The following is a 20,998-nucleotide window of genomic DNA, read 5'->3' as shown; positions in this document are numbered from 1 at the left end:
CATCTCCTTCAGGAGGAACCAGTGAGTGACACCGGCGCGCACGGGAAGCTCTCCCGCCGGACCCTGCTCGTCCGTGGCGGCCAGGGGCTCGGCCTGCTCGCGGCTTCCGGCGTTCTCAGCGCCTGCGGCGGCGGCTTCTCCTCGTCCTCGGGCGGCGGCGGTGGCGGCACCACCCTCACCATCGCCAGCTACGGCGGCGACTACCAGAAGTTCCAGGCCAAGGCGCTGTGGGGGCCGTACGCCACGAAGAACGGCATCACCATCAAGGAGGACGGCCCCTCGGACAACGCCAAGATCAAGGCGCAGGCCGAGTCGGGCAACCCGTCCTGGGACATCGTGGTCGTCGGCAACGACTTCGGCGGCGACGCCGACGCCAAGTGGCTGGAGCCCATCGACTACTCCGTCATCGACAAGGCGTCGATCATCGAGGGGTACGCGCAGACCTACCGCATCTGCGCCGACGTCGAGGGCACCGTCCTCGCCTACCGCTCGGACAAGACCGGTGCCACCGCGCCCAAGCCGTGGGTGGACTTCTTCGACGTCAAGAAGTACCCGGGCAAGCGCACCGCGTGGAAGTCGGTCGGCGGCGGCATCTTCGAGATGGCCCTGCTGGCCGACGGTGTCGCCCCCGCCGACCTCTACCCGATCGACGTGGACCGGGCTCTGAAGAAGCTCGCCACGATCAAGGACCAGCTCATCTGGTGGGAGACCGGCGCGCAGGCCCAGCAGTACCTGGAGAGCGGTGAGGCGGTCATGGGCATGGTCTGGATCGCCCGCGCCCTGCAGTCCGCGGCCAACGCCCCCATCACGATCGCCTGGGACTCGTGGTTGTCGCAGGAGGCCTACTGGGTCGTCCCCAAGGGCACCAAGAACAAGGCCGAGGCGATGAAGCTCATCGCGCACATGACCTCCGCCGAGCCCACCGCCGAGCTGACCAAGTACCTGCCGTACGGCCCGGTCAACGTCGGCGCGCAGGACAAGATCGACCCCTCGGCCAAGGACAACCTGCCCACGACCCACCTCGACACCCAGATCAAGGTGAACGACGTGTGGTGGGGCGAGAACCGGGACGCCGTCAACGACAGGTTCCAGCAGTGGCTGCTCTCCTGAGCCCCGTCGCCCCAGGCGGGCAGGCCCGGACGGCGCCCGCGCCGTCCGGGCGGTCGGGGTGGCCGGCCAGGCACTGGCCGTTCCTGCTCATCGTCCCCGCGCTGCTGGTCCTCCTCGCGGTGTTCGTCTATCCGGTGGCGCAGACGTTCGTCAGCGCGTTCACCACGCCGAACCCGGGGATGGAGAACTTCAGCTGGTTCTTCGGCTCGTCGGCCAACGTCGCCGTGCTGACCCGGACGTTCTCGACCGCGCTGTGGTCGACGCTCATCTGCCTCGCCCTGGCCTACCCCTACGCGTACCTGATGACCGTGGCGTCGCCGCGGGCGCGCGCGGCGCTGCTGCTGATCGTCATGCTGCCGTTCTGGACCAGCCTGATGGTGCGCACCTTCGCCTGGCTCGTGCTGCTGCAGGACACCGGGGTGATCAACAGTTTCCTCGGGCTGTTCGGGGTGGGGCCGTTCGGCCTCGTCCGCAGCCAGGTGGGCGTGCTCGTCGGCATGGTGCAGATCCTCATGCCGTTCATGGTGCTGCCGCTGTACTCGGTGATGAGCGGCATCGACCGGCGGCTCCTCACCGCGGCCCAGAGCCTCGGCGCCCGCCCGATCGTGGCGCTGGCGCGGATCTTCGTGCCGCTGTCCCTGCCCGGGGTCGCGGCCGGATCGACGATAGTGTTCATCACCTCGCTCGGCTTCTACGTCACCCCGGCGCTGCTCGGGTCGCCCAGCGAGGCGCTGATCTCGCAGTTCATGTACACGCAGGTCAGCGGCATGTTGATGTGGGGCAGGGGCGGCGCCATGGCGGTCGTGCTCTTCGCGACCACGCTGTTGCTGATGGGGCTGCTCGGCCTGGCCACGCGGGTCGGCCGCCGGACTCGGGCGGGTGCCCGATGAGCGCCCGCCTCGCCCGCGTCGCGCTGTGGGCCACCGGTGTGCTGGTCGCCGCCTGGCTGGTGGCGCCCACGCTCGTGGTGATCCCGCTCAGCTTCACCGACAAGGTGTCGCTGACCTTCCCGCCGACCGGCTGGTCCACCCGGTGGTACGCCAACTTCTTCAGCGACGCCGCATGGATGATGGCGCTGGCGAACTCGCTGCTGGTCGGTGTGCTGGTGGCGGTCGTGGCGACCGTCCTCGGCACCGCCGCCGCCTTCGGACTCAGCCGCTGGGCGAGCAGGCGCGGCGCCGCGGTCGCGAACGTGCTCCTGCTGGCCCCGATGATCATCCCCGGGATCATCGTCGCGATCGGCGTCTACGCGGTCTTCCTGAAGTTCCAGCTCGCCGGGTCCCTCGCCGGGTTCGTCGCCGCGCACACCGTGCTCGCGCTGCCGTTCGTGGTCACCTCGGTGTCGGCCGCCCTCGGGACGTTCGACGTACGCCTGGAGACCGCGGCGGCCAGCCTCGGCGCCGGCCGCCTGGCGACGTTCCGCCAGGTCACGCTGCCGCTGATCATGCCCGGCGTCGTCTCGGGCGCGCTGTTCGCCTTCGTGACGTCGTTCGACGAGGTCGTGGTGTCGCTGTTCATCCAGAGCCCGACCCTCGTCACCCTGCCCGTGCAGATGTATTCGAGCGTGACCCGCGAGACCGACCCGACGCTCGCCGCCGCGGCGACCATGATCCTGGTGCTCACCACGGTCCTGGTCACCGGTGGACTCGCCCTGTCCGCAAGGAGGAACCGTGCCCGTTGACCGGCCCGAAGGCGGAACCGCGCCGACAGCCAAGGGAGCCCGCATCGACCTGCGCGGGATGACCAAGCGCTTCGGAGCCTCGGTCGCCGTCGACGACTGCACCCTGACCGTCGAACCGGGAGAGTTCATGACCTTCCTCGGCCCGTCGGGCTCGGGGAAGACCACGACGCTGAACATGATCGCCGGATTCACCGACATCTCGGCCGGTGACCTGGCGATCGACGACCTTCCGGTGGGCGGCACCCCCGCGCACAAGCGGGACATCGGCGTCGTCTTCCAGCACTACGCGCTGTTCCCGCACATGACGGTCGCGCAGAACATCGCCTTCCCGCTGCGCCAGCGCAAGATCCCCAAGGCCGAGCGGCAGCGCATGGTCGCCGCCGCCCTGGAGACCGTGCAGCTTCCCGACCACGCCGCCCGCTACCCGGGCGAGCTCTCCGGCGGGCAGCAGCAGCGGGTCGCCCTGGCTCGGGCGATCGTGTTCAGCCCGCGCGTCCTGCTCATGGACGAGCCGCTCGGCGCGCTCGACCGCAAGCTCCGCGAGTTCCTCCAGCTGGAGATCAAGCGCATCCACCGCGAGGTCGGGTCCACGTTCGTCTTCGTGACGCACGACCAGGAGGAGGCGCTCATCCTCTCCGACCGGATCGCGGTGTTCAACAACGCCAAGATCGAGCAGGTCGGCACCGCCCACGAGCTCTACGAGCGGCCCGCCACGCTGTTCGTGGCCCGCTTCCTCGGCGAGTCCACCATCCTTCGCGGTACGGCACGCCCCGACGGCGCCGGATCGACCCTCGCCGGCGACGGCTTCGCCGTACGGACGGCCGGGCGGGTCGAAGGCGGCGCAGGCGGCGCGGCCGCCCTGGTCGTACGGCCGGAGCGGTTGCGCCTCACCACTGACGACCCGGCAGGAATCCCGTCCGGGACCAACGCCGTCCCCGTCACGGTCGTGGAGGAGATCTACCTGGGGGCGGCCCGCAAGCTGGAGGTCATCCTGCCCGGCGGCGCTCGCGGCCTCGTACGCGAGCAGGCCGGCGCGCTCAGCGACCTGCGGGTGGGCGACCGGGCCACCCTGTGCTGGCATCCGGACGACGGCGTCCTGCTGCCCGACGACCCGACCATTGAAAGGATCTTCACGTGACCGTCAACGGCGGAGTGTCGTTCTGGTACCGAGAGATCGGGCTCCCCACCCGGCGCCCACCGCTGGAGCGTTCCATCACCGCCGACGTCTGCATCGTGGGCGCCGGATACACAGGGCTGTGGGCCGCTTACTACCTGAAGAAGGCCGACCCCGGACTCGACATCGTCGTGCTGGAGCGGAAGTTCGCCGGGTTCGGCGGGTCCGGGCGCAACGGCGGCTGGCTGACCGCGGCGCTGGCCGGATCCCCGCGCAGGTTCGCCAAGACCCACGGCCGTGACGGCGTGTACGCCCTCCAGCAGGCCATGAACGACACCGTGGACGAGGTCGTCCAGGTCGCCAGGACCGAGGGCATCGACGCCGACATCGTCAAGGGCGGCATCCTGCGGGTGGCCCACGCCCCGTCGCACCTCCCGAGGCTGGTCTCGGGTGTGCGGACCGCCCGCTCGTGGGGCGACGACGACCTGGAACTGCTCGACGCCGCGCGGACCACGGCCAGGATCCGGGTCGACGGCGCGCTCGGCGCCTCGTTCAGCCCCCACTGCGCCCGGGTCCAGCCGGCCAAGCTCGTGCAGGGCCTGGCACAGGTCGTCGAGGACCTCGGGGTGCGCATCTACGAGTCCACCCCGGTCACCGACATCGTGCCGCACGAGGCGCGCACGCCGTACGGCACCGTCCGGGCGAAGTTCGTGCTGCGGGCGACGGAGGGGTTCACCGCCGGGCTCAGCGGTGAGCGCCGCACCTGGCTGCCGATGAACTCCTCGCTGATCGTCACCGAGCGGCTGCCCGAGCGGGTCTGGGACGAGATCGGCTGGGAGGGTCGCGAGCTGCTCGGCGACATGTCGCACGCCTACATCTACGCCCAGCGGACCGCGGACGACCGCATCGCGATCGGCGGGCGCGGCGTGCCGTACCGGTTCGGCTCCAGGACGGACGACGACGGGCGCACGCACGCCGCCACGGTGCGCGCGCTCCGCGACGCCCTGGTCAGGCTGTTCCCGGCGGTGCGCGACGCGGCGGTCGACCACGCCTGGTGCGGCGTGCTCGGCGTGCCCCGCGACTGGTGTTCCACCGCCGTGCTCGACCAGCGGACCGGTCTCGGCTGGGCCGGCGGGTACGTGGGACACGGCGTGGCGACCACGAACCTCGCCGGCCGTACCCTGCGCGACCTGGTGCTCGGCGCCGACACCGAACTCACCCGGCTGCCCTGGGTCGGCAGGAAGGTGCGCAAGTGGGAGCCGGAGCCGCTGCGCTGGATCGGCGTGCGGGGCATGTACGCGGCCTACCGCGCCGCCGACCGGGCCGAGATCGTGGAGGGGCGCCCCACCACGTCGCCCATCGCCAAGGTCGCCGACATGGTCGCCCGCCGTCACTGACCCGTGGTCATCCGACCGGGCGGCTTCATCGACAAGGAGAAGAGCATTGCAGAGCATCGTCGTGCCGGACGCGATCACGGCCGACCTGGGACCGTACGCGCCGAAGCCGACCTCGATCGCCGGGGAGCAGCGGGAGGCGTCGCTCAAGGCGTGGACCTCCGCCGACGGTAAGACCAGCGCCGGGGTGTGGGAGTGCACCCCCGGCACCTTCACCGCCGTGCGCGACGGCTACCACGAGGTGTGCCAGATCCTTTCCGGGCGGGCGACCATCGTCGGCGCGGACGGCACGACCCAGGAGGTCGGCCCCGGCAGCACCCTGGTCATGCCCGAGGGATGGCGGGGGGAGTGGCACGTCCACGAGACCGTGCGCAAGACCTACGTGACCACACGCCTCTGATCCGGCACCGCTCCGTGTGCGCGGTCGTGGTTCAGCGGAGCAGTTCGTAGGCGCTCGGCCGCATCCTGCGGGTGCGGGTCCAGTACTCGAAGGTGAAACCAGGCCAGATGGCGCGGTTCCTGCCGTGCTCGTCGAGGTACCAGCTCGTGCACCCGCCGTCGGTCCACACCAGGCGGTCCAGCCGCCGCTGGAGGCGGTCGTTGTAGGCACGCTGGACCTCGGGCCGTACGTCCAACGCCTTCGCACCGGTTCTGGACAGCAGCCGCAGGCAGTCCATGACGTACCGGACCTGGGACTCGATCATGAATACGACCGAGTTGTGGCCCAGGCCGGTGTTGGGGCCGAGCAGGAAGAACAGGTTCGGGAAGCCGGAGGCGGTGATGCCGAGATAGGCCTCGACGCCGTCCTGCCAGGCGTCCTGGATCTTCCGGCCGCTCCTGCCGATGATCCGCTGCTCGCTCAGCGCGTCGGTGACCTTGAAGCCGGTGCCGTAGACGATCACATCGACCTCGTGCTCGCGGCCCGTGGCGTCGATGATCGAACGGTCCCGGATCTCCGTGATCGCGTCCGTGACGAGTTCGACGTTGTCCCTGGTGAGAGCGGGATAGTAGTCGTCGGACAGCAGGATGCGCTTGCAGCCGATCGTGTAGTCGGGGGTCAGCCTGGCACGGAGCCCGGGATCGGCGACCTGCCGGGCGAGATGCCGTTCGGCCATCCGCCGATGGACCTTCATCAGCCGGGGGTCGATCGTGAAGCCCAGCGCGCGCGACTCCAGCAGCCAGTAGATCGAGTTGCGGGCCATCCTGGCCGCGCCCGGCAGTCGCAGCACCTTCTTCGCGCGGTCGGAGACGGCGAAGTCGGGTTTCGGCTGGATCCACGGTGGGGTGCGCTGGAACAGGCGCAGTTCGGCGGCCTGCTCCGCCACCTGGGGGACGAACTGGATCGCGGACGCGCCCGTCCCGATCACCGCCACCCGTTTGCCGGTCAGGTCGACGGAGTGGTCCCACTGGGCCGAGTGGAAGGCCGGGCCCCCGAATTTTCCGGGAATGTTGGGAAATGACGGCACATGCAGCGCTCCGATTCCGGAGACGACGGCGTTGGCCGTGATCGGCTCTCCCGTACTCGTGGACACCCGCCACAGGTTCCGGTCGTCGTCGTACTCCAGTCCGGTGACCTCCACGCCGAACCGGAAATGCGGCGTCACGCCGTACTTGTCGGCGCACGCCCGCATATACGCCCAGATCTCCTCCTGCGGGGAGAACATCCGCGACCATCCGGGGTTGAGCTCGAACGAGAACGAGTACATGGGCGAGGGGACGTCGCAGGCGCATCCGGGATAGGTGTTGTCGCGCCAGGTTCCGCCGAGGTCGGCCGCCTTCTCCAGGATCACGAAGTCGTGGTAGCCCGCTTCCTTGAGCTTGATCGCCATGCACAGCCCCGCGAAGCCCGCCCCGATGATCGCGATCCCCATGCGGCCTCCTCACCCTGCCGGAAACCTGCCGGCACATAGCCGACGCATTATTGGAACAATTGTCTAATTTAATGGTGGGATGCCACCTGGTCCAGAGGGTCGCGGGCAGCCCGGTTCAGGCGGTCGTGGCCACATCGCACCTATGTCGCACCTATGTCGCACCGATAGGGACATCTCCGGTCTGACGGATATCTTTACGGGCCTGGGGATCGAAATTAATCTTTCGCTGGAGTTGTCGCGTTCCGCCGACCGTGCTGGAGTCCATCGCCCTCATGGCCCACCCCTGATCCGCCGGCCGATCCTCGGCCGTCCTCCGAGCACAAGGCGGGCGATGCCGCGGGTGCGTCCGGTGGTAAGCCGATCTGGACCGCCCCGCCGGGGGCTACGGGGGCGGGCGAGGGATATTCGGGCATCGATCCGGCGCGGATGGACGCTTTCGAGCGGGCTCTGGGGCGGGCGGAGAACACGCTGGGGCGCAACGAGCCGGTGATCCGCCGGGTACTGCAGCAACTCGACCTGGACACGTCGGGGTTGGGCGTGCTGCGCGAGGCACGGAGCTGCATCGAGACGAGCCGTCCCGACCTGCGGCGGCGCAGCGAGGCCATCACGTCGGAACGCTCCGATTGGGGCGTGTCCACCGGCCCTTTCGCGCTCGCCGCCTTCGACGAGGCCAGGGCGATCACGAGCAGGTACGGCCTGCCGTGACGGGCCGAACCTCGCGTCCCTGTATGTAGCGCGTTCATTCGGAGGCGTGCACCAGCAGGTACCCGGGCACTGCGGGCCAGGGCATGGGGAAACCGCCGACGGGCGTGGTCGTCGGCGGCGGGTATTGGCGATGTCCGCCGGGCAGAACGTTCAGCCGGCGCGCGGGATCAGATCAGAGATCAGGCGATCAGGAGATACGTGACGACGGCGACCGCGACCAGTGCCACGACCCCCACGACGATCCAGATCGGCAGTCGGGACGGCTGCTCGTTGGCGGCTTCGACTTCCTGCTCGCGGGCGAACGCACGGAACGCCTGCGTGTTCCCGGCCGGGTCAATCTGCGGTTCGGACATGAGGGGCACTCTATCGAGAGGCTTTGCAGTCGCGGCGCCGTTTTGTCGGATTTCGCGATGAGCGTGGACGGGCCGGAGGGAGCGGCGGCGCACCGGCTGACCGCACGTGCCGGACCGGTACGGGTGCCGGATAGCGTGTTAGCCATGCTCCGTACCCTGTTCTCTCCTCGGCTGGTGGCCCTTCACCTGCTGGCAGTCGGAGTGCTGGTCTCCTTCTTCTTCCTCGGGCGCTGGCAGCTCGGTGAGTTCGAGGAGTCCGGCATGCCCAAGGCGGTCGCCGACCCGGCGCCGGTCGCCGTCACCGAGCTCGCCGCGCTCGGCGGGCACACGGAATCGGACGTGGCGGGGCGCCAGGTCACGGCGCAGGGCACCTTCGACGCGCAGGGCCAGCTCCTTGTCGCCGACCGCGAGGCCGACGTCTCGGCGCCGGGCGGGCGGGTCGCGAGCGGGCGGGGCTTCTGGATCCTCACGCCGATGCGGCTGACGGACGGGACGATCATCCCCATCGTGAGGGGCTGGGTTCCCTCGGCGAGCGATCCCGCGCTGGCCGTACCCACGGGGACGGTGACGGTGACCGGGCGGCTGCGGCCGGCCGAGCAGACGGACGCCGTGCAACGGACGGGAGCGTTGCCCGCCGGCCAGGTCGCGACCGTGTCCACCAGTGAGCTGATCAACCTGTGGACGGACGGCAAGCTGCGCAGCGGGTTCGTCGTGGCCACCGCCCAGGACACGCCGTCGGGCGCCACGTCGGTCGCGGTGCCCGCCCCGACCGTCGGAAGCGGGCTCACCTGGCGCAACCTGGCCTACGCCGCCCAGTGGTGGATCTTCGCGATCTTCGCGGTGTTCATGTGGTTCCACTTCGTCCGTGACGCCGTACGCGAATCGCGCGGGGAGCGGCCCGCCAGTGGATCAGCGGGATCAGCGGGTGGTACGAGGGGTGGACCGGCGGAAGGACCGGCCCCCATCGCGGATATCGTGTGACAACAGGTTTCCCAGCAGAGGTAATGATCGTCGTGGAATCAGCGCTCAAGCCGTACCGTGTCATGGCCTACATCGTCGGCGTGATGCTGCTCCTGCTCTGTGTCGCCATGGTGGTGAAGTACGGATTCGACAACGGCTCCCTCGTCGCCGTCGTGGGGCCGGTCCACGGCTTCCTGTACATGATCTACCTGCTGGCCGCGCTCAACCTGGGACTCAAGACGCGCTGGCCGGTGAAGTACCTGCTGCTGGTGCTGATCGCGGGCACCATCCCGTTCCTGTCGTTCGTCGTCGAGAAGAACGTCACCGAGCGGGTGAACCGCCAGATCAAGGCGGCTGCCGCCACGGCCTGACCGAGAACGACGGCGCCCGTGACCTCGACGGTCACGGGCGCCACTGCGTCGATGCCAGTCGGTCGCTACCAGGTGGTGTGCGGCCTCAGCGGAGTTCAGCGCCCGATCTGGCGGCCTCTGATCCGGCGCAGCCGCTTCCGCTGGGACTCGTCGAGCATGAAGTAGGCGACGACCGGTGCGCCGAGGACTCCGAGCACGACGAGCCAGGCGATCAGGCCCGGCAGCAGCCAGAGCGAGAGCACGGAAACCGCAGCCGCGCCGATGTAGTACTTCCCGAGTGGAGACATTGTCCGGGCCTTTCCGTCCAGAGTGTCGCCAGTGACAACGTCCACGGGCGCGGCCGAGTTCCTGGCGGTGCCCGCCGGGCTACTCGCCGCCGGTCTTCTTGCCCATCGCCTTGCGGATCACGTCCCGCGCCCGATCCATGATCGCCACGGGCGGTCCGAGCAGCAGGTTCGCCGCACCCGACTCGACCCCGGCGTGCGGGTGGGTGGGCGCCAGCGCCTCCGCCGCCTTGACCCCGACGGCCAGTGCGCGCCGCTCGGCCTGGCTCGTCGACGCCCTCAGCTCGGCGAACTCGTAGCGTTCCTCGGCCGCGGCGTGCGCGAACACCGAGGCCCGCAGGATCTCCAACCGGCGGGAGAACTCGGTGGTGGAGGTGTCCATGCCGTCCATCTGGGACAGCAACTCCTTGGCCTCGCGCTCCTCGTGCAGCCGGCTGTCGATGATCGTGTCGCCGTTGACGAGCTTGTGCCGGGCGAAGGGGTGCACGATCTCCTCTTCGGCCGTCTCATGTACGGCCAGCAGGCGCAGCAGCCGGCTGAAGGCTTCCGTGCGGGCGTCGCCCTGGCTCCTGTCGACCTCGTCGAACAGATCCCTGATGAGGCTGTGCTGCCGCAATAGCAGGTCGATGACGTCGTTCTCACGCATCGTCTCCGGCGTTGTCTGGCGGTCCATAGCTCCTCCTTCCGGGTTCTGTCTGGCCTACCCTTACCTACCAGCCGAAACCCATTCAGGAGAGATCATTGCGGCCCATCCACCGCTCGTGCGCGCCGTACAGGCGCTGCCACAGCTTCTCCCTCTCCGGAGCGGTCACGTCGTCGAGCGTGAGACCGAAAACGTCGGCCAGCGCCCCGAAGTAGTCCTCCGGCCGGTCGAGCGTCGTCGAGGACTCGGGCCCCGCGCCGATCCGCTTCAGGACCAGCCCGGTCAGCTTGTCGAGGCCGGTGACGTCGCGCCGCTGGATCGCCGCCACCTGGACGAAGCCGGACTCCGGGGACGTGGACAGGTATTCGTGCTTCGCGGCGAACGCGTCCATCCCGGTCGGTTCCGGCCGGAAGTCCATACCGGCGAAGCCGCCGCGGGGGTCGTGATCGAACCGCCAGCCGCCCGGCTCCGCCTCCGACCGGCGCAGGCCGTACCGGAACGGGCCCTGCGCGTAGGCGCCCTCCATCAGTGGGAGCGGCTCGTGGATCGCGTCGCCGAGCCCGGCGTCCACGAACCACCGCCCGTCCGGATTGCCGTCGGACGGCAGCCCGGAGACCATGAGCACGAGGTGGTTGCCGTCGGCGCCCGGCGGGTTGTCCGGCGAGTTCTGCACGCCGCCGAAGTGCCGCGTGACCTGGTATCCCAGCTCCTTGAGCAGCACGGAGAAGGCGCCGTTGAGGTGGAAGCAGTAACCGCCCCGGCCTGAGGCGATCCGCCGGACCGACTCGGCAGGATCCACCGTCGTCGGGCGGTCCAGCCAGATCTCCAGGTTCTCGTACGCCACCCGCTCGACGTGGGCGCTCTGCAGCCGGAAGAGGGCCTCGACGCTGGGTGGCCCCTCGCTCAACCCCAGCCGCCGGAGATATCGGTCAATCACCAGCTCAAGGTACTACGGGGGTACTGCACCGGATCTGCACATGTGAACACGATCTCTCTGCACACGGCGGTTCTAGGCTGCCGACATGGCTTCTCCACAACATCGGCGGGTCCTCGTGGTCGAGGACGACGAGACGATCGCGACAGCCGTACGGAACCGGCTGGTCGCCGAGGGTTTCGACGTGCGCGTCGTCCACGACGGTGAGGCCGCCCTGATCGCGTACGCCAAGGCCGAGCCGGACGTGGTGGTCCTCGACCGCCTGCTCCCCGGCGTGGACGGCCTCGAGGTGTGCCGTCGCATCCAGGCGGCGCGGCCGGTCCCCGTCCTCATGCTGACCGCGCTCGGCGAGGAGACCGACGTCCTGGTCGGCCTCGGCGTCGGCGCGGACGACTACATCGCCAAGCCGTTCAGCATGCGGGAGCTGGTCGCGCGGATCCACGCGCTGCTCCGCCGGGTGGAGCGGGCCGCGGCTCTCGCGCACGAGGACGCGGTGATCCGGGTGGGCGAGGTGGAGATCAACACGGCAGAGCGGCGGGTGTTCGTGCGCGGGACCGAGGCGCAGCTCACCAGGACCGAGTTCGACCTGCTCAGAAGGCTCGCGGAACGCCCCGGCCAGGTATTCGAGCGGGAGCGGCTTCTGTCGGACATCTGGGGCTTCTCGGAGGCCGCCGCCACGCGGACCGTGGACAGCCATGTCCGGGCCCTGCGCCGCAAACTCGGCTCCCAGGTGGTCCGCACGGTCCACGGCGTCGGGTACGCGCTGGTCCGATCATGAGGCCCCTCGACTTCCTCGGCCGGATCAAGGTCAAGCTCGGCATCGTGATCGTGCTCGCCGTGGTCGCGGCCTTCGTGGTGAACGAGGTCGGCATCAACTCCGGGTTGACGCGGAACATCCGGATCGCCATCGCGGTCGTGCTCGCGCTGATCATGGTCCAGTTGCTCGCCCGGGGGATGACCAAGCCGCTCCGCGAGATGGCCGCCGCCGCGCAGACGATCGCCAAGGGCCGGTACGGCATGCGCGTCTCGGCCACGTCCAGGGACGAGGTGGGCGAGCTCGCCCGGGCGTTCAACGCGATGGCCGCGGACCTGGGCGAGGTGGACCGGCAACGGCGTGAGCTCGTCGCCAACGTGAGCCACGAACTGCGCACCCCGATCACCGGACTGCAGGCCGTACTGGAGAACGTCGTGGACGGCGTGTCGACGCCCGACGTCGACACGCTGGGCACCGCTCTGGCCCAGACGCAGCGGCTGGGCCGCCTGGTCGCCCAGCTTCTCGACCTGTCGCGGCTCGACTCCGGCGCCCGGTTGATCGAGGCCGAGACGCTCGACATGGTGTCGATGTGCCGCCAGGCCGCGGGCGAGGCCGCGCTGGCTCGTGACGACGTCACGGTCGAGAGCAGGGTGCGGCCGGGTACGGCGCTGGTCGCCGACCCCGGCCTCCTGGCCCAGGTGCTGGCCAACCTGCTCGACAACGCCGTACGGCACAGCCCGCCCGGCGGGACGGTACGGCTGTCGGCGCGGGTGTCGGGGGCCGACGTCGAGATCGCGGTCGTCGACGGCGGCCCCGGCATCCCGCCGTCCGAGCGCGCGCGGGTCTTCGAGCGCTTCTCCCGGCTGGACGCGGGCCGGGCCGCCGACGCGGGCGGCGCGGGGCTCGGGCTGGCCATCGCCAAGGAGATCGTCGAACTGCACGGCGGCCTGATCCGCATCGCCGACCGCCCCGGCTGCCACATGGTCATCCACCTGCCCGGCCGCGCGGTCGTACGGAAAGCGGCCGGAGCGTCCGCGCCGGAGCCGTCCGGGGCGGTGCGTTCGGACCTTCCGCCGCGGACGCCGTCGGTGGTTCCTCCCGTCAGGGCGGCGGCGGATTCGACGCCGGAACCCGAAGGAGCGTCGGAAGCGACGCCGGCTGCGCCTTCTGCGCCCACGCCCGTGCCCGTGCCCGCCGAAACCGCGCCCGCCGCATCGTCTGAGCGAGTCTCACCCTCGGCAGAGGCGGGGGAGCCGGTAGTGCCGTCACCGGGGATGGCCGCCGCTTCAGCGGCTTCGGAGCCGGAGCCGCCGATTCCGTCGCCGGCGCCCTCGCCTTCGGACTCCTCGGAGCCGGTTCCTTCCGATCCGGTTCCTTCGGTAGCCGCATCGTCAGGGCCGGTTTCGCCGGTACCGGATCCCGCGGCGCCACCGCCCGTGCCCTCGGCCCCCCAGGGGCCGCCCGCTCCGCCCGCGTACGTGCCTCCGTCGTTGTTCCCCCGGCCCGACCTGCCGGAGGCCCCGCGATGGATGTTGCCGGCGGCGGCGATGGGCGGTCTGGTCGCCGCGATCGCCATGCCGTACGCGTCGGTGGGGTTGGGGGTCGCGCTGACGGCGGCGGCCATGGGCGTCGCCGCGCTGATCGTGCTGCTGTCGGTCGGGTGGCGGCGGATCACCCCCTGGACGGTGGGGCTGGCCCTCCTCGCCTACGCTCTCGTGTCGGTGGCGATCTTCCGGGACGCCGACTGGCTGGTGACGCCGTTGCTGCTGGCGGCGTTCGGAATCGCCGCTCTCGGAGTGTCCGGCGCCGGTACGGGCTGGCTCGGAGTGATCAGGGGCGGCTTGTCCGTCGTCCTCGCCCTGCCGCCTCTGCCCTGGTTCATCTCCGCGCCGACGAAACGGTTGTTCAAAGGCAGGTGGCTGCTCCCCGCCCTGGGGAGCGCCGGCATCACGGTGGTGCTTCTCGGGGTGTTCGGGCTGCTGTTCAGCTCGGCCGACGCGGTCTTCTCGGCCTTCGCGCGGGACCTGCTCCAGGCACCCGGATGGACGGCGGAGCTGCCGTACCGGACGTTCCTCTTCGGGGTGTTCGGCCTGCTCGTGGTCGCGTCCGTCCTGGTCGGCCTGCGGCCCGTCGTCGAGCCCGAGCCGCCCAACCTGCGGGCCCCGGTCAGCCGCATGGTGTGGGTGGTCCCGCTGGCCGGGCTCGACCTGCTGTTCGCGTCGTTCGTCACGGTGCAGATCACCGTGCTGTTCGGAGGGAGCCGCCGGGTTCTCTCGACGGCCGGGCTGACCTATGCCGAGTACGCGCGGTCGGGCTTCTTCGAGCTGGTCACGGTGAGCGTCTTCGTGCTGGGCGTCGTCGGTGCCGCCGTCGTCCTCCTCCAGCTCAGGGGGGCGGCCGACCGCTGGCTCCTCGCGGGGCTGCTCGGACCTCTGTGCGCGTTCACGCTGGTCATCCTCGCCTCGGCACTGCACCGCCTGGACCTGTACACCGGGGCGTACGGCCTGTCCCGGCTGCGTGGCATCGTCGAGGCCACGCTCTGGTGGCTGGCCGCGGTGTTCGTTCTCGTTCTCGTGGCGGGCGCGGTACGGCTGGCGCGCCGCGGGACGACGTGGTTCTCCCGGACGCTGGTGCTGGTCACGGGTCTTTCGCTGCTGGCCTTCGCCGTGTGGAACCCGGAGGCGCGGGTGGCCGAGACCCAGCTTTCCGTACGCGGGGTGAACCGGCTGGACCACGACTATCTGGCCGGGCTCAGCGCCGAGGCCGTACCCGCCCTGGACCGGCTGCCCGAGCCGGTCAGAAGTTGCGTGCTGCGAGACGTGGTCGTCGCGAACGGCCTGGAACGGCCCGACCCCTGGAACGGCTGGAACCTGGCCAGGGAACGCGCCCGTGACGTGCTCCGTCGCCACCCGGTCCAGAAGGACGCCGAGTGTCCGGGTCCCCCGTCCCGATTCCGGGGATAGCTGCTTCCCGTCGCAGGTGCCGATATCGGCGATAACGGCTGGTTTCTTGGGAAAGTGATTGAATCGGGCGTGTGAATCTTGACGTGGTGGTCCGGGGCGGCTGGGTGGTCGACGGCACAGGGGCGCCCCCGTTCCGGGCCGACGTCGGCATCGTGGACGGGCGCGTCGCGATCCTGGGAGATCTCGGGCCGGCCGCGCGGGACGAGGTGCCGGGGACGCCCGGCGAGATCGGTGCCGCCACGGTCATCGACGCGTCGGGCAGGTACGTGCTTCCCGGCCTGATCGACTGCCATGCCCACGGCGACGCGGCCGTGTTCGAGCCGGAGATCCAGCTCGCGGCGCTACGCCAGGGAGTGACCACGTTCGTGCTCGGCCAGGACGGTCTGTCGTTCGCGCCGACCACGACCCGGGCCGGATTCGACTACGCCAGCCGCTACTTCGCGGCGGTCAACGGCGAGCTTCCCGGCATCGACGGGCCGACGGGCGTCTCCGAGCTGCTCGCGGCCTACGACCGCGCCACCGCGTTGAACACCGCCTACCTCCTGCCGCACGGCACCATCCGGTTCGACGTCATGGGAGCGGCGGAACGGCGTGCCGACGCGGGCGAGCTGCGCGTCATGAGGGAACGCGTCGAGCGGGGACTGTCCGAGGGCGCCGTGGGCCTGTCGTCGGGCCTGGAGTACGCCCCGGGACGGTACGCCGACGCGGCCGAGCTGGCGTGTCTCTGCGAACCGCTGGGCGGACTGCCGTACGTGACCCACATGAGGGGGTACGGCGCGGCGGCGGTGACGGGCATGGCCGAGGCGACTGAGATCGGCGTCCGCTCGGGTGCCCCCGTGCACATCTCGCACTATCACGGACCTGCGCGGACGCTGCTCCCGCTGCTCGACGACGCCCGGCGGCGGGACGTCGACCTGAGCTTCGACACCTACCCCTACCTTCGGGGCAGCACGATCCTCGCGATGGTGTTGCTTCCGCCGTGGGTGCCCGCGGCCGACCCGGACCGGGCGATCTCCGTACTCCGTGCCGAGCCCGAGCGGCTGGCGCGGGAGTGGGAGGGATTCGCCGGGCTGTGGGAGCGGATCACGCTGTCCCACGCGCCGGGGTTCGAGTGGGCGGAGGGCCTGACCCTGCCCGACGCCGCCACGCGGCACGGCACGGATCCCGCCGAGTTCTGCCGTACGCTCCTGATCGAGACGCGGCTGGAAGCGGGATGCGTGGCGGCCCGGCCCGACGAGGGACCGGAAGGCGAGGAGTCGGTCCGCGCGATCCTGCGCGATCCCGGCCACACCGGGGGCTCCGACGGCATCTACGTGGGCGGTCATCCGCATCCCCGGGGGTTCGGCGCGTTCGCCCGCTATCTGGGCAGGCACGTCAGGGAACTGGGCGATCTCACCTGGGAGCAGGCCGCCGTCCATCTCGCGTCGCACCCCGCCCGCCGCTTCCGCCTGCCGGAGCGCGGCCTCCTGCGCCGCGGCCAGGTCGCGGACCTGATCGTCGTCGACCCGCTGCGGGTGGCCGACACCGCCACGTACGAGAACCCGCGTTCCCTCGCGGTCGGGATCGACGACGTGCTGGTCTCCGGTGTCCCGGTGCTCGCGGGAGGCGAGCCGACCGGGGCCACCCCGGGCCGGGCACTGCGACCCTCCTGACGGGGGTCTCGGTCCAGTACGATCCACCCAGGTGGTCTATACCGGGGCAAGGGGGGCGGCGGCGTGCACATCGCGGATGGCCTCGGTGTTCCCGGCGCCGCGCCCGAAGCCGCTCAGGACGTGCTGATCGACTGGAGCACGCGCGGGTTCCTGCACACCGGGGAACCGGTCAGCGGGCGCGATTTCGTCGCGGCGCGGCACTCCCTTTTCGACGGGAGCTTCACCTGGCCGCTGCTGGTCGTGAAGCGGTCCGCGCTCGACCACAACATCGCCACGCTCGCCGCGTTCACCCGGAGTCACGGGCTCGCGTTCGCCCCGCACGGCAAGACCACCATGGCGCCCGCGATCTTCAAGGCCCAGCTCGACGCCGGCGCGTGGGGGCTGAGCGCGGCGACGCCAGGGCAGGCGCTGGTCTACCGCGGCCTCGGCGTGCCCCGAGTGCTCCTGGCGAACGAGATCGTCGACTCCGCCGCGCTGCGCCGGCTGGCGTACGAGGTGGAGCGGGGGCTGGAGTTCCTCTGCTACGCCGACTCCGTGGAGGGGGTGCGGATCCTCTCCGACGCGGCCGGCGCCGTGCCGTTCCGGGTCCTCGTCGAGCTGGGACACATGGACGGGCGCACCGGTTGCCGGAGCCTCACCGAGCTGCTGGAGGTCGCCGAGGCCGTACGGAGATCTCCGGGTGTGGAGCTGGCGGGCGTGGCGTGCTACGAGGGCACCCGGTCGGGGCCGGCCGAGGTGCGGGACACGCTCCGCGAACTCCGTGCGGCGGCCGAGGCCGTCTCCCCGTACGTCGACGGGCGGCTCGTCGTCTCGGCGGGCGGGAGCGCCTGGTTCGACCTGGTCGCCGAGGAGCTGGCGCCCCTGGCCCATCCGCGTGCGGAGCCGGGCCGGCCGCGGTCCGCGGGCGCGCTCGTGCTCCTGCGGAGCGGCGCCTACGTGGCCCACGACGACGGCTTCTACCGCGAGGTCACGCCGTACAACCGGATCGAGGGCGAGTTGCTCCCCGCACTCGAGGCGTGGGCGCAGGTGCTGTCGGTGCCCGAGCCCGGTCTCGCGCTGGTCGGGATGGGCAAGCGCGACGTCCCGTACGACATCGACCTGCCGATGGTGCGGACGGTCGGCGGCCGGACACCCGGGTGGCTGGACCGGGCCAGGGTCGTCAAGGTCCAGGACCAGCACACCTACCTGCGCTTCCCGCCGGGGGAGGAGGGGGTGCGGCCGGGCGACCTGGTGTCGTTCGGCGTGTCCCATCCCTGCACCGCGTTCGACAAGTGGCGGGTGATTCCGGTGGTTGATGATGACTATGTCGTGATTGATTTGATCAAAACATATTTCTAGGGACTTCCAGGAGTTGTGAGACATGAAGCGGGAGATCCGTACATCTGAGGGCGCACCGCCGGTCGGGGCGTACTCGCAGGGGCTCGTCGTCGGTGATTTCCTCTACACCTCCGGTATGGGCCCCCTCGACCCGGAGACCGGAGAGGTCGTGGGCGCGGACGTGGCCGCCCAGACGCACCGGACCATGCGCAACCTCGGAGCCGTGCTCGCGGCGGAGGGGCTGACCTTCGACGACGTCGTCAAGGCCACCGTCCATCTGCAGAACCTCAAGGAGGATTTCGCCGCGTACAACGAGGTCTACAAGTCGTATTTCAACCCGCCCTATCCGGTGCGTACGACGGTCGGCTCCGACCTGAAGGACATCCTGGTCGAGATCGACTTCGTGGCGTACAAGGGCCGCTGACGTGGACAGCTCGCTTTACGTCTTCGTCGAGGACCTGCGCGGCGAGGGGATGGACAAGGTCCTCGACCGGGTCTCCGGATACGGCGCGAAAGGGGTGACGATCGCCGCCGCCTACCACCGGGCCCGGGACGTCACCCCGCACGGCGCCTCCCGGGTGACGCTCAGACGCGACGGTGTGCACTTCCCGCCGCCCGAGGACATCTTCGCCGGGCTGCGGCTGGTCCCCCCGGTGCAGGAGGGCGCGGACGAACGGCCGCTCGCCGAGTTGCGCCGCGCCTGCACCGAGCGCGGGTTGAAGATGCACGCCTGGACGGTCTTCCTGCACAACACGACGCTCGGGCTGGCCTTCCCCGACGTCACCGTGCAGAACTGCTTCGGCGATCGAGGATCCCCCGCCGATCTCTGTCCGGCGCACCCCGACGTCCGCGCGTACGCGGTGGCGCTCGGCCGCGCCGCCGCCCGGCAGGGAGTGGACAGCGTGGTCGCGGAGGCGCTGCACTTCGGCACGTTCGGCCACGGTTATCACCATGAGCGGTGCTTCGTGGCGCTCGGGCCGATGGACGCGTTCCTGTTCGGTCTGTGCTTCTGCGACCAGTGCATGCGCCGCGCCACGGACCTCGGAGTGAACGCCGAGGTCGCCCGTGAGGAGTGCGCCCGCATCGTCGGAGGTGTCCTGGACGGCGACCCGCCCGCCCAGGGCGAGGTGACGCGCGCCGCGCTGACCGCCTACGCCGGTCCGGAGGTCGTCGCGTACGCACGGGCGCGCTCGGAGACCGTGACGTCCCTCGTCGCCGAGGTGTCGGAGGCGGTGAGCGCGGAAGGAGCGCGGCTGACCTTCATGGACGCGACCGGCGCCTGCAAGGGGTATGCCGACGGCCTCCCGCCCGCGGGTCTCGCCGCCCACGACGCCTGGCAGCTCGGGGTGGACCTGGTCGCGCTCGGGGACATCGTGCCGTCGTTCGCGGTTCTCGCGTACGCCAGGGACGCCGCCCGGGTGGCCGACGACGTCGCCGCCTACCAGCGGTCGGTGGGCAAGGACCGGGAACTGCGCGCCGTACTGCGGCCGGGTTCGCCCGACACCGACTCCGAGGATCGGCTCGCGGCCAAGGTCCGCGCCGCCAGGGCCGCGGGTGCCGAGGCGGTCGACTTCTACGCGTACGGCCTGGCGCCCTTCGACGTCCTCGGACGCATCCCGGGGGCGCTCGCGTAGCCCGGCCCCGGTCGCCTCAGGGAGAGCGCGCCCAGATCCAGCCGGAGCCGTCCTCGTCGTAGCCGGGGTTACCACCCACGGCGAACACACGATCGCCGCCGGGCACCCGGGCGAGGGCCGTCGCGATGGGGTCGGCCCCCGGTTTGGGTGAAATCCCCTCGTCCGTCCAGCCGCCGTCGCGCGCGTAGTGCAGGATCGACACCGGATGGACGGCGGCGGCCCAGAAACCGCCCCGCCCGTCGGCGGTGACGGCGCTGAACGCGGCCGGGATGGTCCTGCCGGCGTGGTCCGGGTGGGCGGGGACGTCCAGGGCGGTCCAGCGGTCGCCGTCGAAGCGCAGCGCCACGGGTTCCGCCGCCCCCGTCCCGGTCGTGACCGTCCCGACCGCCCAGACCTCGTTCGGGGACACCGCGTCCACGTCCCGCAGCGAAAGGGGCGGCGTGCCGTCGCCCGGCCAGGGCGGGCCCGGCACGCCCAGCGCCGGGAACCCGGGGTCGCCCATGGTCAACGCGGTCCAGGCGCGGCCGTCCCAGTGCAGGACGGCGGCCTGGGTGATCGCCCACACGTCGTCGGGCGAGGTCGCGCTGATCCCGTAGATCGTCGAGACGCCCGCGGGCAGCTCGGACTCGGACCAGCGGCCGCCGGACCACCTGCCCACGAAGGCGCGCCGCGGCTCGGACGTGGTCGAGCCGGCCACCCACACGTCGTCGGGTCCTGACGCGGTGGCCGAACTCACCCAGCGCCCGTCCTGCCCGCCCATGCTCGTCCAGCCGGTGCCGTTCCACCGCCACGCGTGCGCGGTGTGGTCGAACACCCACACCTCGCCCGGGGACGTGGCGACCACCGCGGCGGCGGGCTTCGCGCCCTCCGGCGCTCGCACGTCGCGCCACCGGCCGCCGCTCCAGCGCATGATGGACGGGTCCACCTCGATGTGGTAGCCGACCGCCCAGGCGTCGTGCGCGGTGGTCGCCACGACGTCGACCAGGGAACCGCCCGAGCCGCTGTTGCCGACCACACTCCAGCGGGGGCTCACGGCGGTGGCCGTCGGCCGCGCCCGGGTGGCGGTCGCGGTCGGCCGCGACCAGGCGTCGGCCGTACCGTGCGGCGTGTTCCGGTGTCCCGTCGGCTCCGCCGGTTGGAGCGAGGCGCATCCCGCCAGCGCGACCATGATCACTGCCAGCGGAAGCCGTTTCAGCATCCGGCGAGTATAGAGGCGCGGCCCCCCGGTTCGGGGGCATTCGCCCTAGTACGGGGGGCC

At 70.9% G+C, this 20,998-nt stretch carries 21 protein-coding genes; 15 read left to right on the top strand and 6 right to left on the bottom strand.

The features are described 5' to 3' along the window. Positions 1-21: 21 nt before the first annotated feature. From IMZ11_RS03695 to IMZ11_RS03670, 6 genes are read left to right on the top strand one after another with little or no spacing between them, the layout of a single operon-like run. Positions 22-1,110: an ABC transporter substrate-binding protein gene (locus tag IMZ11_RS03695; RefSeq protein WP_228637488.1), complete on the top strand. Its 1,089-nt coding sequence runs from the start codon at positions 22-24 to the stop codon at positions 1,108-1,110. Further along, entirely contained in the window at positions 1,095-2,000 is a 906-nt protein-coding gene (locus IMZ11_RS46065; RefSeq protein ID WP_228637487.1) for an ABC transporter permease, read from the top strand. Before IMZ11_RS03695 ends, IMZ11_RS46065 begins: the two co-directional genes overlap by 16 nt. After that, a complete protein-coding gene (locus tag IMZ11_RS03685) occupies positions 1,997-2,791 on the top strand; it encodes an ABC transporter permease (RefSeq protein WP_228637486.1) in 795 nt (264 codons plus the stop codon). The genes IMZ11_RS46065 and IMZ11_RS03685 overlap by 4 nt, the downstream gene beginning before the upstream one ends. Then, on the top strand, positions 2,781-3,929 hold the full coding sequence (locus tag IMZ11_RS03680) for an ABC transporter ATP-binding protein (protein WP_228637485.1): 1,149 nt from the start codon (positions 2,781-2,783) through the stop codon (positions 3,927-3,929). The genes IMZ11_RS03685 and IMZ11_RS03680 overlap by 11 nt, the downstream gene beginning before the upstream one ends. After that, positions 3,926-5,302 carry an FAD-binding oxidoreductase gene (locus IMZ11_RS03675; protein ID WP_228637484.1) on the top strand — a complete coding sequence of 459 codons (1,377 nt, stop codon included), beginning with the start codon at positions 3,926-3,928 and terminating at the stop codon, positions 5,300-5,302. The genes IMZ11_RS03680 and IMZ11_RS03675 overlap by 4 nt, the downstream gene beginning before the upstream one ends. 46 nt (positions 5,303-5,348) lie before the next feature. After that, positions 5,349-5,699, top strand: a complete 351-nt coding sequence (locus tag IMZ11_RS03670; protein ID WP_228637483.1) for a cupin domain-containing protein — start codon at positions 5,349-5,351, stop codon at positions 5,697-5,699. Between the two features lie 31 nt (positions 5,700-5,730). Here IMZ11_RS03670 and IMZ11_RS03665 read toward each other — a convergent pair whose 3' ends face one another. Next, positions 5,731-7,170, bottom strand: coding sequence for an NAD(P)/FAD-dependent oxidoreductase (locus tag IMZ11_RS03665; protein ID WP_228637482.1), 1,440 nt, complete (start codon positions 7,168-7,170; stop codon positions 5,731-5,733). A gap of 426 nt (positions 7,171-7,596) precedes the next feature. Here IMZ11_RS03665 and IMZ11_RS03660 point away from each other — a divergent pair, with 426 nt between their 5' ends. Continuing rightward, positions 7,597-7,875: a hypothetical protein gene (locus tag IMZ11_RS03660; RefSeq protein ID WP_228637481.1), complete on the top strand. Its 279-nt coding sequence runs from the start codon at positions 7,597-7,599 to the stop codon at positions 7,873-7,875. 179 nt (positions 7,876-8,054) lie between these two features. Here the strand turns inward: IMZ11_RS03660 and IMZ11_RS03655 are convergent, their stop codons facing one another. Beyond that, a complete protein-coding gene (locus IMZ11_RS03655) occupies positions 8,055-8,228 on the bottom strand; it encodes a hypothetical protein (RefSeq protein ID WP_228637480.1) in 174 nt (57 codons plus the stop codon). Positions 8,229-8,372: 144 nt separating this feature from the next. On the opposite strand from IMZ11_RS03655, the gene IMZ11_RS03650 reads away from it, so the two are divergent. Continuing rightward, complete coding sequence (locus IMZ11_RS03650) at positions 8,373-9,209, top strand: SURF1 family protein (protein WP_228637479.1); 837 nt, start codon at positions 8,373-8,375, stop codon at positions 9,207-9,209. A 32-nt stretch (positions 9,210-9,241) separates the two neighbouring features. Then, positions 9,242-9,559, top strand: a complete 318-nt coding sequence (locus IMZ11_RS03645) for a DUF3817 domain-containing protein (protein ID WP_228637478.1) — start codon at positions 9,242-9,244, stop codon at positions 9,557-9,559. 95 nt (positions 9,560-9,654) lie between these two features. Here IMZ11_RS03645 and IMZ11_RS03640 read toward each other — a convergent pair whose 3' ends face one another. The 3 genes from IMZ11_RS03640 to IMZ11_RS03630 all read right to left on the bottom strand — a co-directional run bounded on the left by IMZ11_RS03640 (position 9,655) and on the right by IMZ11_RS03630 (position 11,423). Continuing rightward, positions 9,655-9,846 carry a hypothetical protein gene (locus IMZ11_RS03640; RefSeq protein WP_228637477.1) on the bottom strand — a complete coding sequence of 64 codons (192 nt, stop codon included), beginning with the start codon at positions 9,844-9,846 and terminating at the stop codon, positions 9,655-9,657. A gap of 79 nt (positions 9,847-9,925) precedes the next feature. Further along, a complete protein-coding gene (locus IMZ11_RS03635) occupies positions 9,926-10,516 on the bottom strand; it encodes a hemerythrin domain-containing protein (protein WP_228637476.1) in 591 nt (196 codons plus the stop codon). Between the two features lie 55 nt (positions 10,517-10,571). Continuing rightward, positions 10,572-11,423 (bottom strand): arylamine N-acetyltransferase, encoded by an 852-nt coding sequence (locus tag IMZ11_RS03630; protein WP_228637475.1) that lies wholly within the window; start codon positions 11,421-11,423, stop codon positions 10,572-10,574. Between the two features lie 85 nt (positions 11,424-11,508). Here IMZ11_RS03630 and IMZ11_RS03625 point away from each other — a divergent pair, with 85 nt between their 5' ends. The 6 genes from IMZ11_RS03625 to IMZ11_RS03600 all read left to right on the top strand — a co-directional run bounded on the left by IMZ11_RS03625 (position 11,509) and on the right by IMZ11_RS03600 (position 19,740). Next, positions 11,509-12,198: a response regulator transcription factor gene (locus IMZ11_RS03625; RefSeq protein WP_228637474.1), complete on the top strand. Its 690-nt coding sequence runs from the start codon at positions 11,509-11,511 to the stop codon at positions 12,196-12,198. Then, on the top strand, positions 12,195-15,137 hold the full coding sequence (locus IMZ11_RS03620) for a DUF4153 domain-containing protein (RefSeq protein WP_228637473.1): 2,943 nt from the start codon (positions 12,195-12,197) through the stop codon (positions 15,135-15,137). The genes IMZ11_RS03625 and IMZ11_RS03620 overlap by 4 nt, the downstream gene beginning before the upstream one ends. Positions 15,138-15,208: 71 nt before the next feature. Continuing rightward, complete coding sequence (locus IMZ11_RS03615; protein WP_228637472.1) at positions 15,209-16,789, top strand: amidohydrolase family protein; 1,581 nt, start codon at positions 15,209-15,211, stop codon at positions 16,787-16,789. 69 nt (positions 16,790-16,858) lie between these two features. Then, positions 16,859-18,127: an alanine racemase gene (locus IMZ11_RS03610; RefSeq protein ID WP_228637527.1), complete on the top strand. Its 1,269-nt coding sequence runs from the start codon at positions 16,859-16,861 to the stop codon at positions 18,125-18,127. 22 nt (positions 18,128-18,149) lie between these two features. Further along, positions 18,150-18,530: a RidA family protein gene (locus IMZ11_RS03605; RefSeq protein WP_228637471.1), complete on the top strand. Its 381-nt coding sequence runs from the start codon at positions 18,150-18,152 to the stop codon at positions 18,528-18,530. 1 nt (position 18,531) lies between these two features. Beyond that, positions 18,532-19,740 (top strand): hypothetical protein, encoded by a 1,209-nt coding sequence (locus tag IMZ11_RS03600; protein WP_228637470.1) that lies wholly within the window; start codon positions 18,532-18,534, stop codon positions 19,738-19,740. A 16-nt stretch (positions 19,741-19,756) separates the two neighbouring features. On the opposite strand, the gene IMZ11_RS03595 is transcribed toward IMZ11_RS03600, so the two are convergent. After that, the gene (locus IMZ11_RS03595) at positions 19,757-20,938 is read right to left on the bottom strand and encodes a hypothetical protein (RefSeq protein WP_228637469.1); all 1,182 of its coding nucleotides are present in this window, start codon (positions 20,936-20,938) and stop codon (positions 19,757-19,759) included. Positions 20,939-20,998 lie beyond the last annotated feature (60 nt).

Source organism: Microtetraspora sp. AC03309 (genome assembly GCF_020826795.1).
GTDB lineage: Bacteria > Actinomycetota > Actinomycetes > Streptosporangiales > Streptosporangiaceae > Microtetraspora > Microtetraspora glauca.
This window is presented reverse-complemented; position numbering and strand designations above follow the sequence as displayed.

Bases quoted from the DNA above. Each gene is read 5' to 3' on its own strand.
- IMZ11_RS03665 (WP_228637482.1), bottom strand. From the start codon at position 7,170: ATGGGGATCGCGATCATCGGGGCGGGCTTCGCGGGGCTGTGCATGGCG.
- IMZ11_RS03620 (WP_228637473.1), top strand. From the start codon at position 12,195: ATGAGGCCCCTCGACTTCCTCGGCCGGATCAAGGTCAAGCTCGGCATC.
- IMZ11_RS03655 (WP_228637480.1), bottom strand. From the start codon at position 8,228: ATGTCCGAACCGCAGATTGACCCGGCCGGGAACACGCAGGCGTTCCGT.
- IMZ11_RS03625 (WP_228637474.1), top strand. From the start codon at position 11,509: ATGGCTTCTCCACAACATCGGCGGGTCCTCGTGGTCGAGGACGACGAG.
- IMZ11_RS03640 (WP_228637477.1), bottom strand. From the start codon at position 9,846: ATGTCTCCACTCGGGAAGTACTACATCGGCGCGGCTGCGGTTTCCGTG.
- IMZ11_RS03660 (WP_228637481.1), top strand. From the start codon at position 7,597: ATGGACGCTTTCGAGCGGGCTCTGGGGCGGGCGGAGAACACGCTGGGG.
- IMZ11_RS03685 (WP_228637486.1), top strand. From the start codon at position 1,997: ATGAGCGCCCGCCTCGCCCGCGTCGCGCTGTGGGCCACCGGTGTGCTG.
- IMZ11_RS03605 (WP_228637471.1), top strand. From the start codon at position 18,150: ATGAAGCGGGAGATCCGTACATCTGAGGGCGCACCGCCGGTCGGGGCG.
- IMZ11_RS03650 (WP_228637479.1), top strand. From the start codon at position 8,373: ATGCTCCGTACCCTGTTCTCTCCTCGGCTGGTGGCCCTTCACCTGCTG.
- IMZ11_RS03595 (WP_228637469.1), bottom strand. From the start codon at position 20,938: ATGCTGAAACGGCTTCCGCTGGCAGTGATCATGGTCGCGCTGGCGGGA.
- IMZ11_RS03635 (WP_228637476.1), bottom strand. From the start codon at position 10,516: ATGGACCGCCAGACAACGCCGGAGACGATGCGTGAGAACGACGTCATC.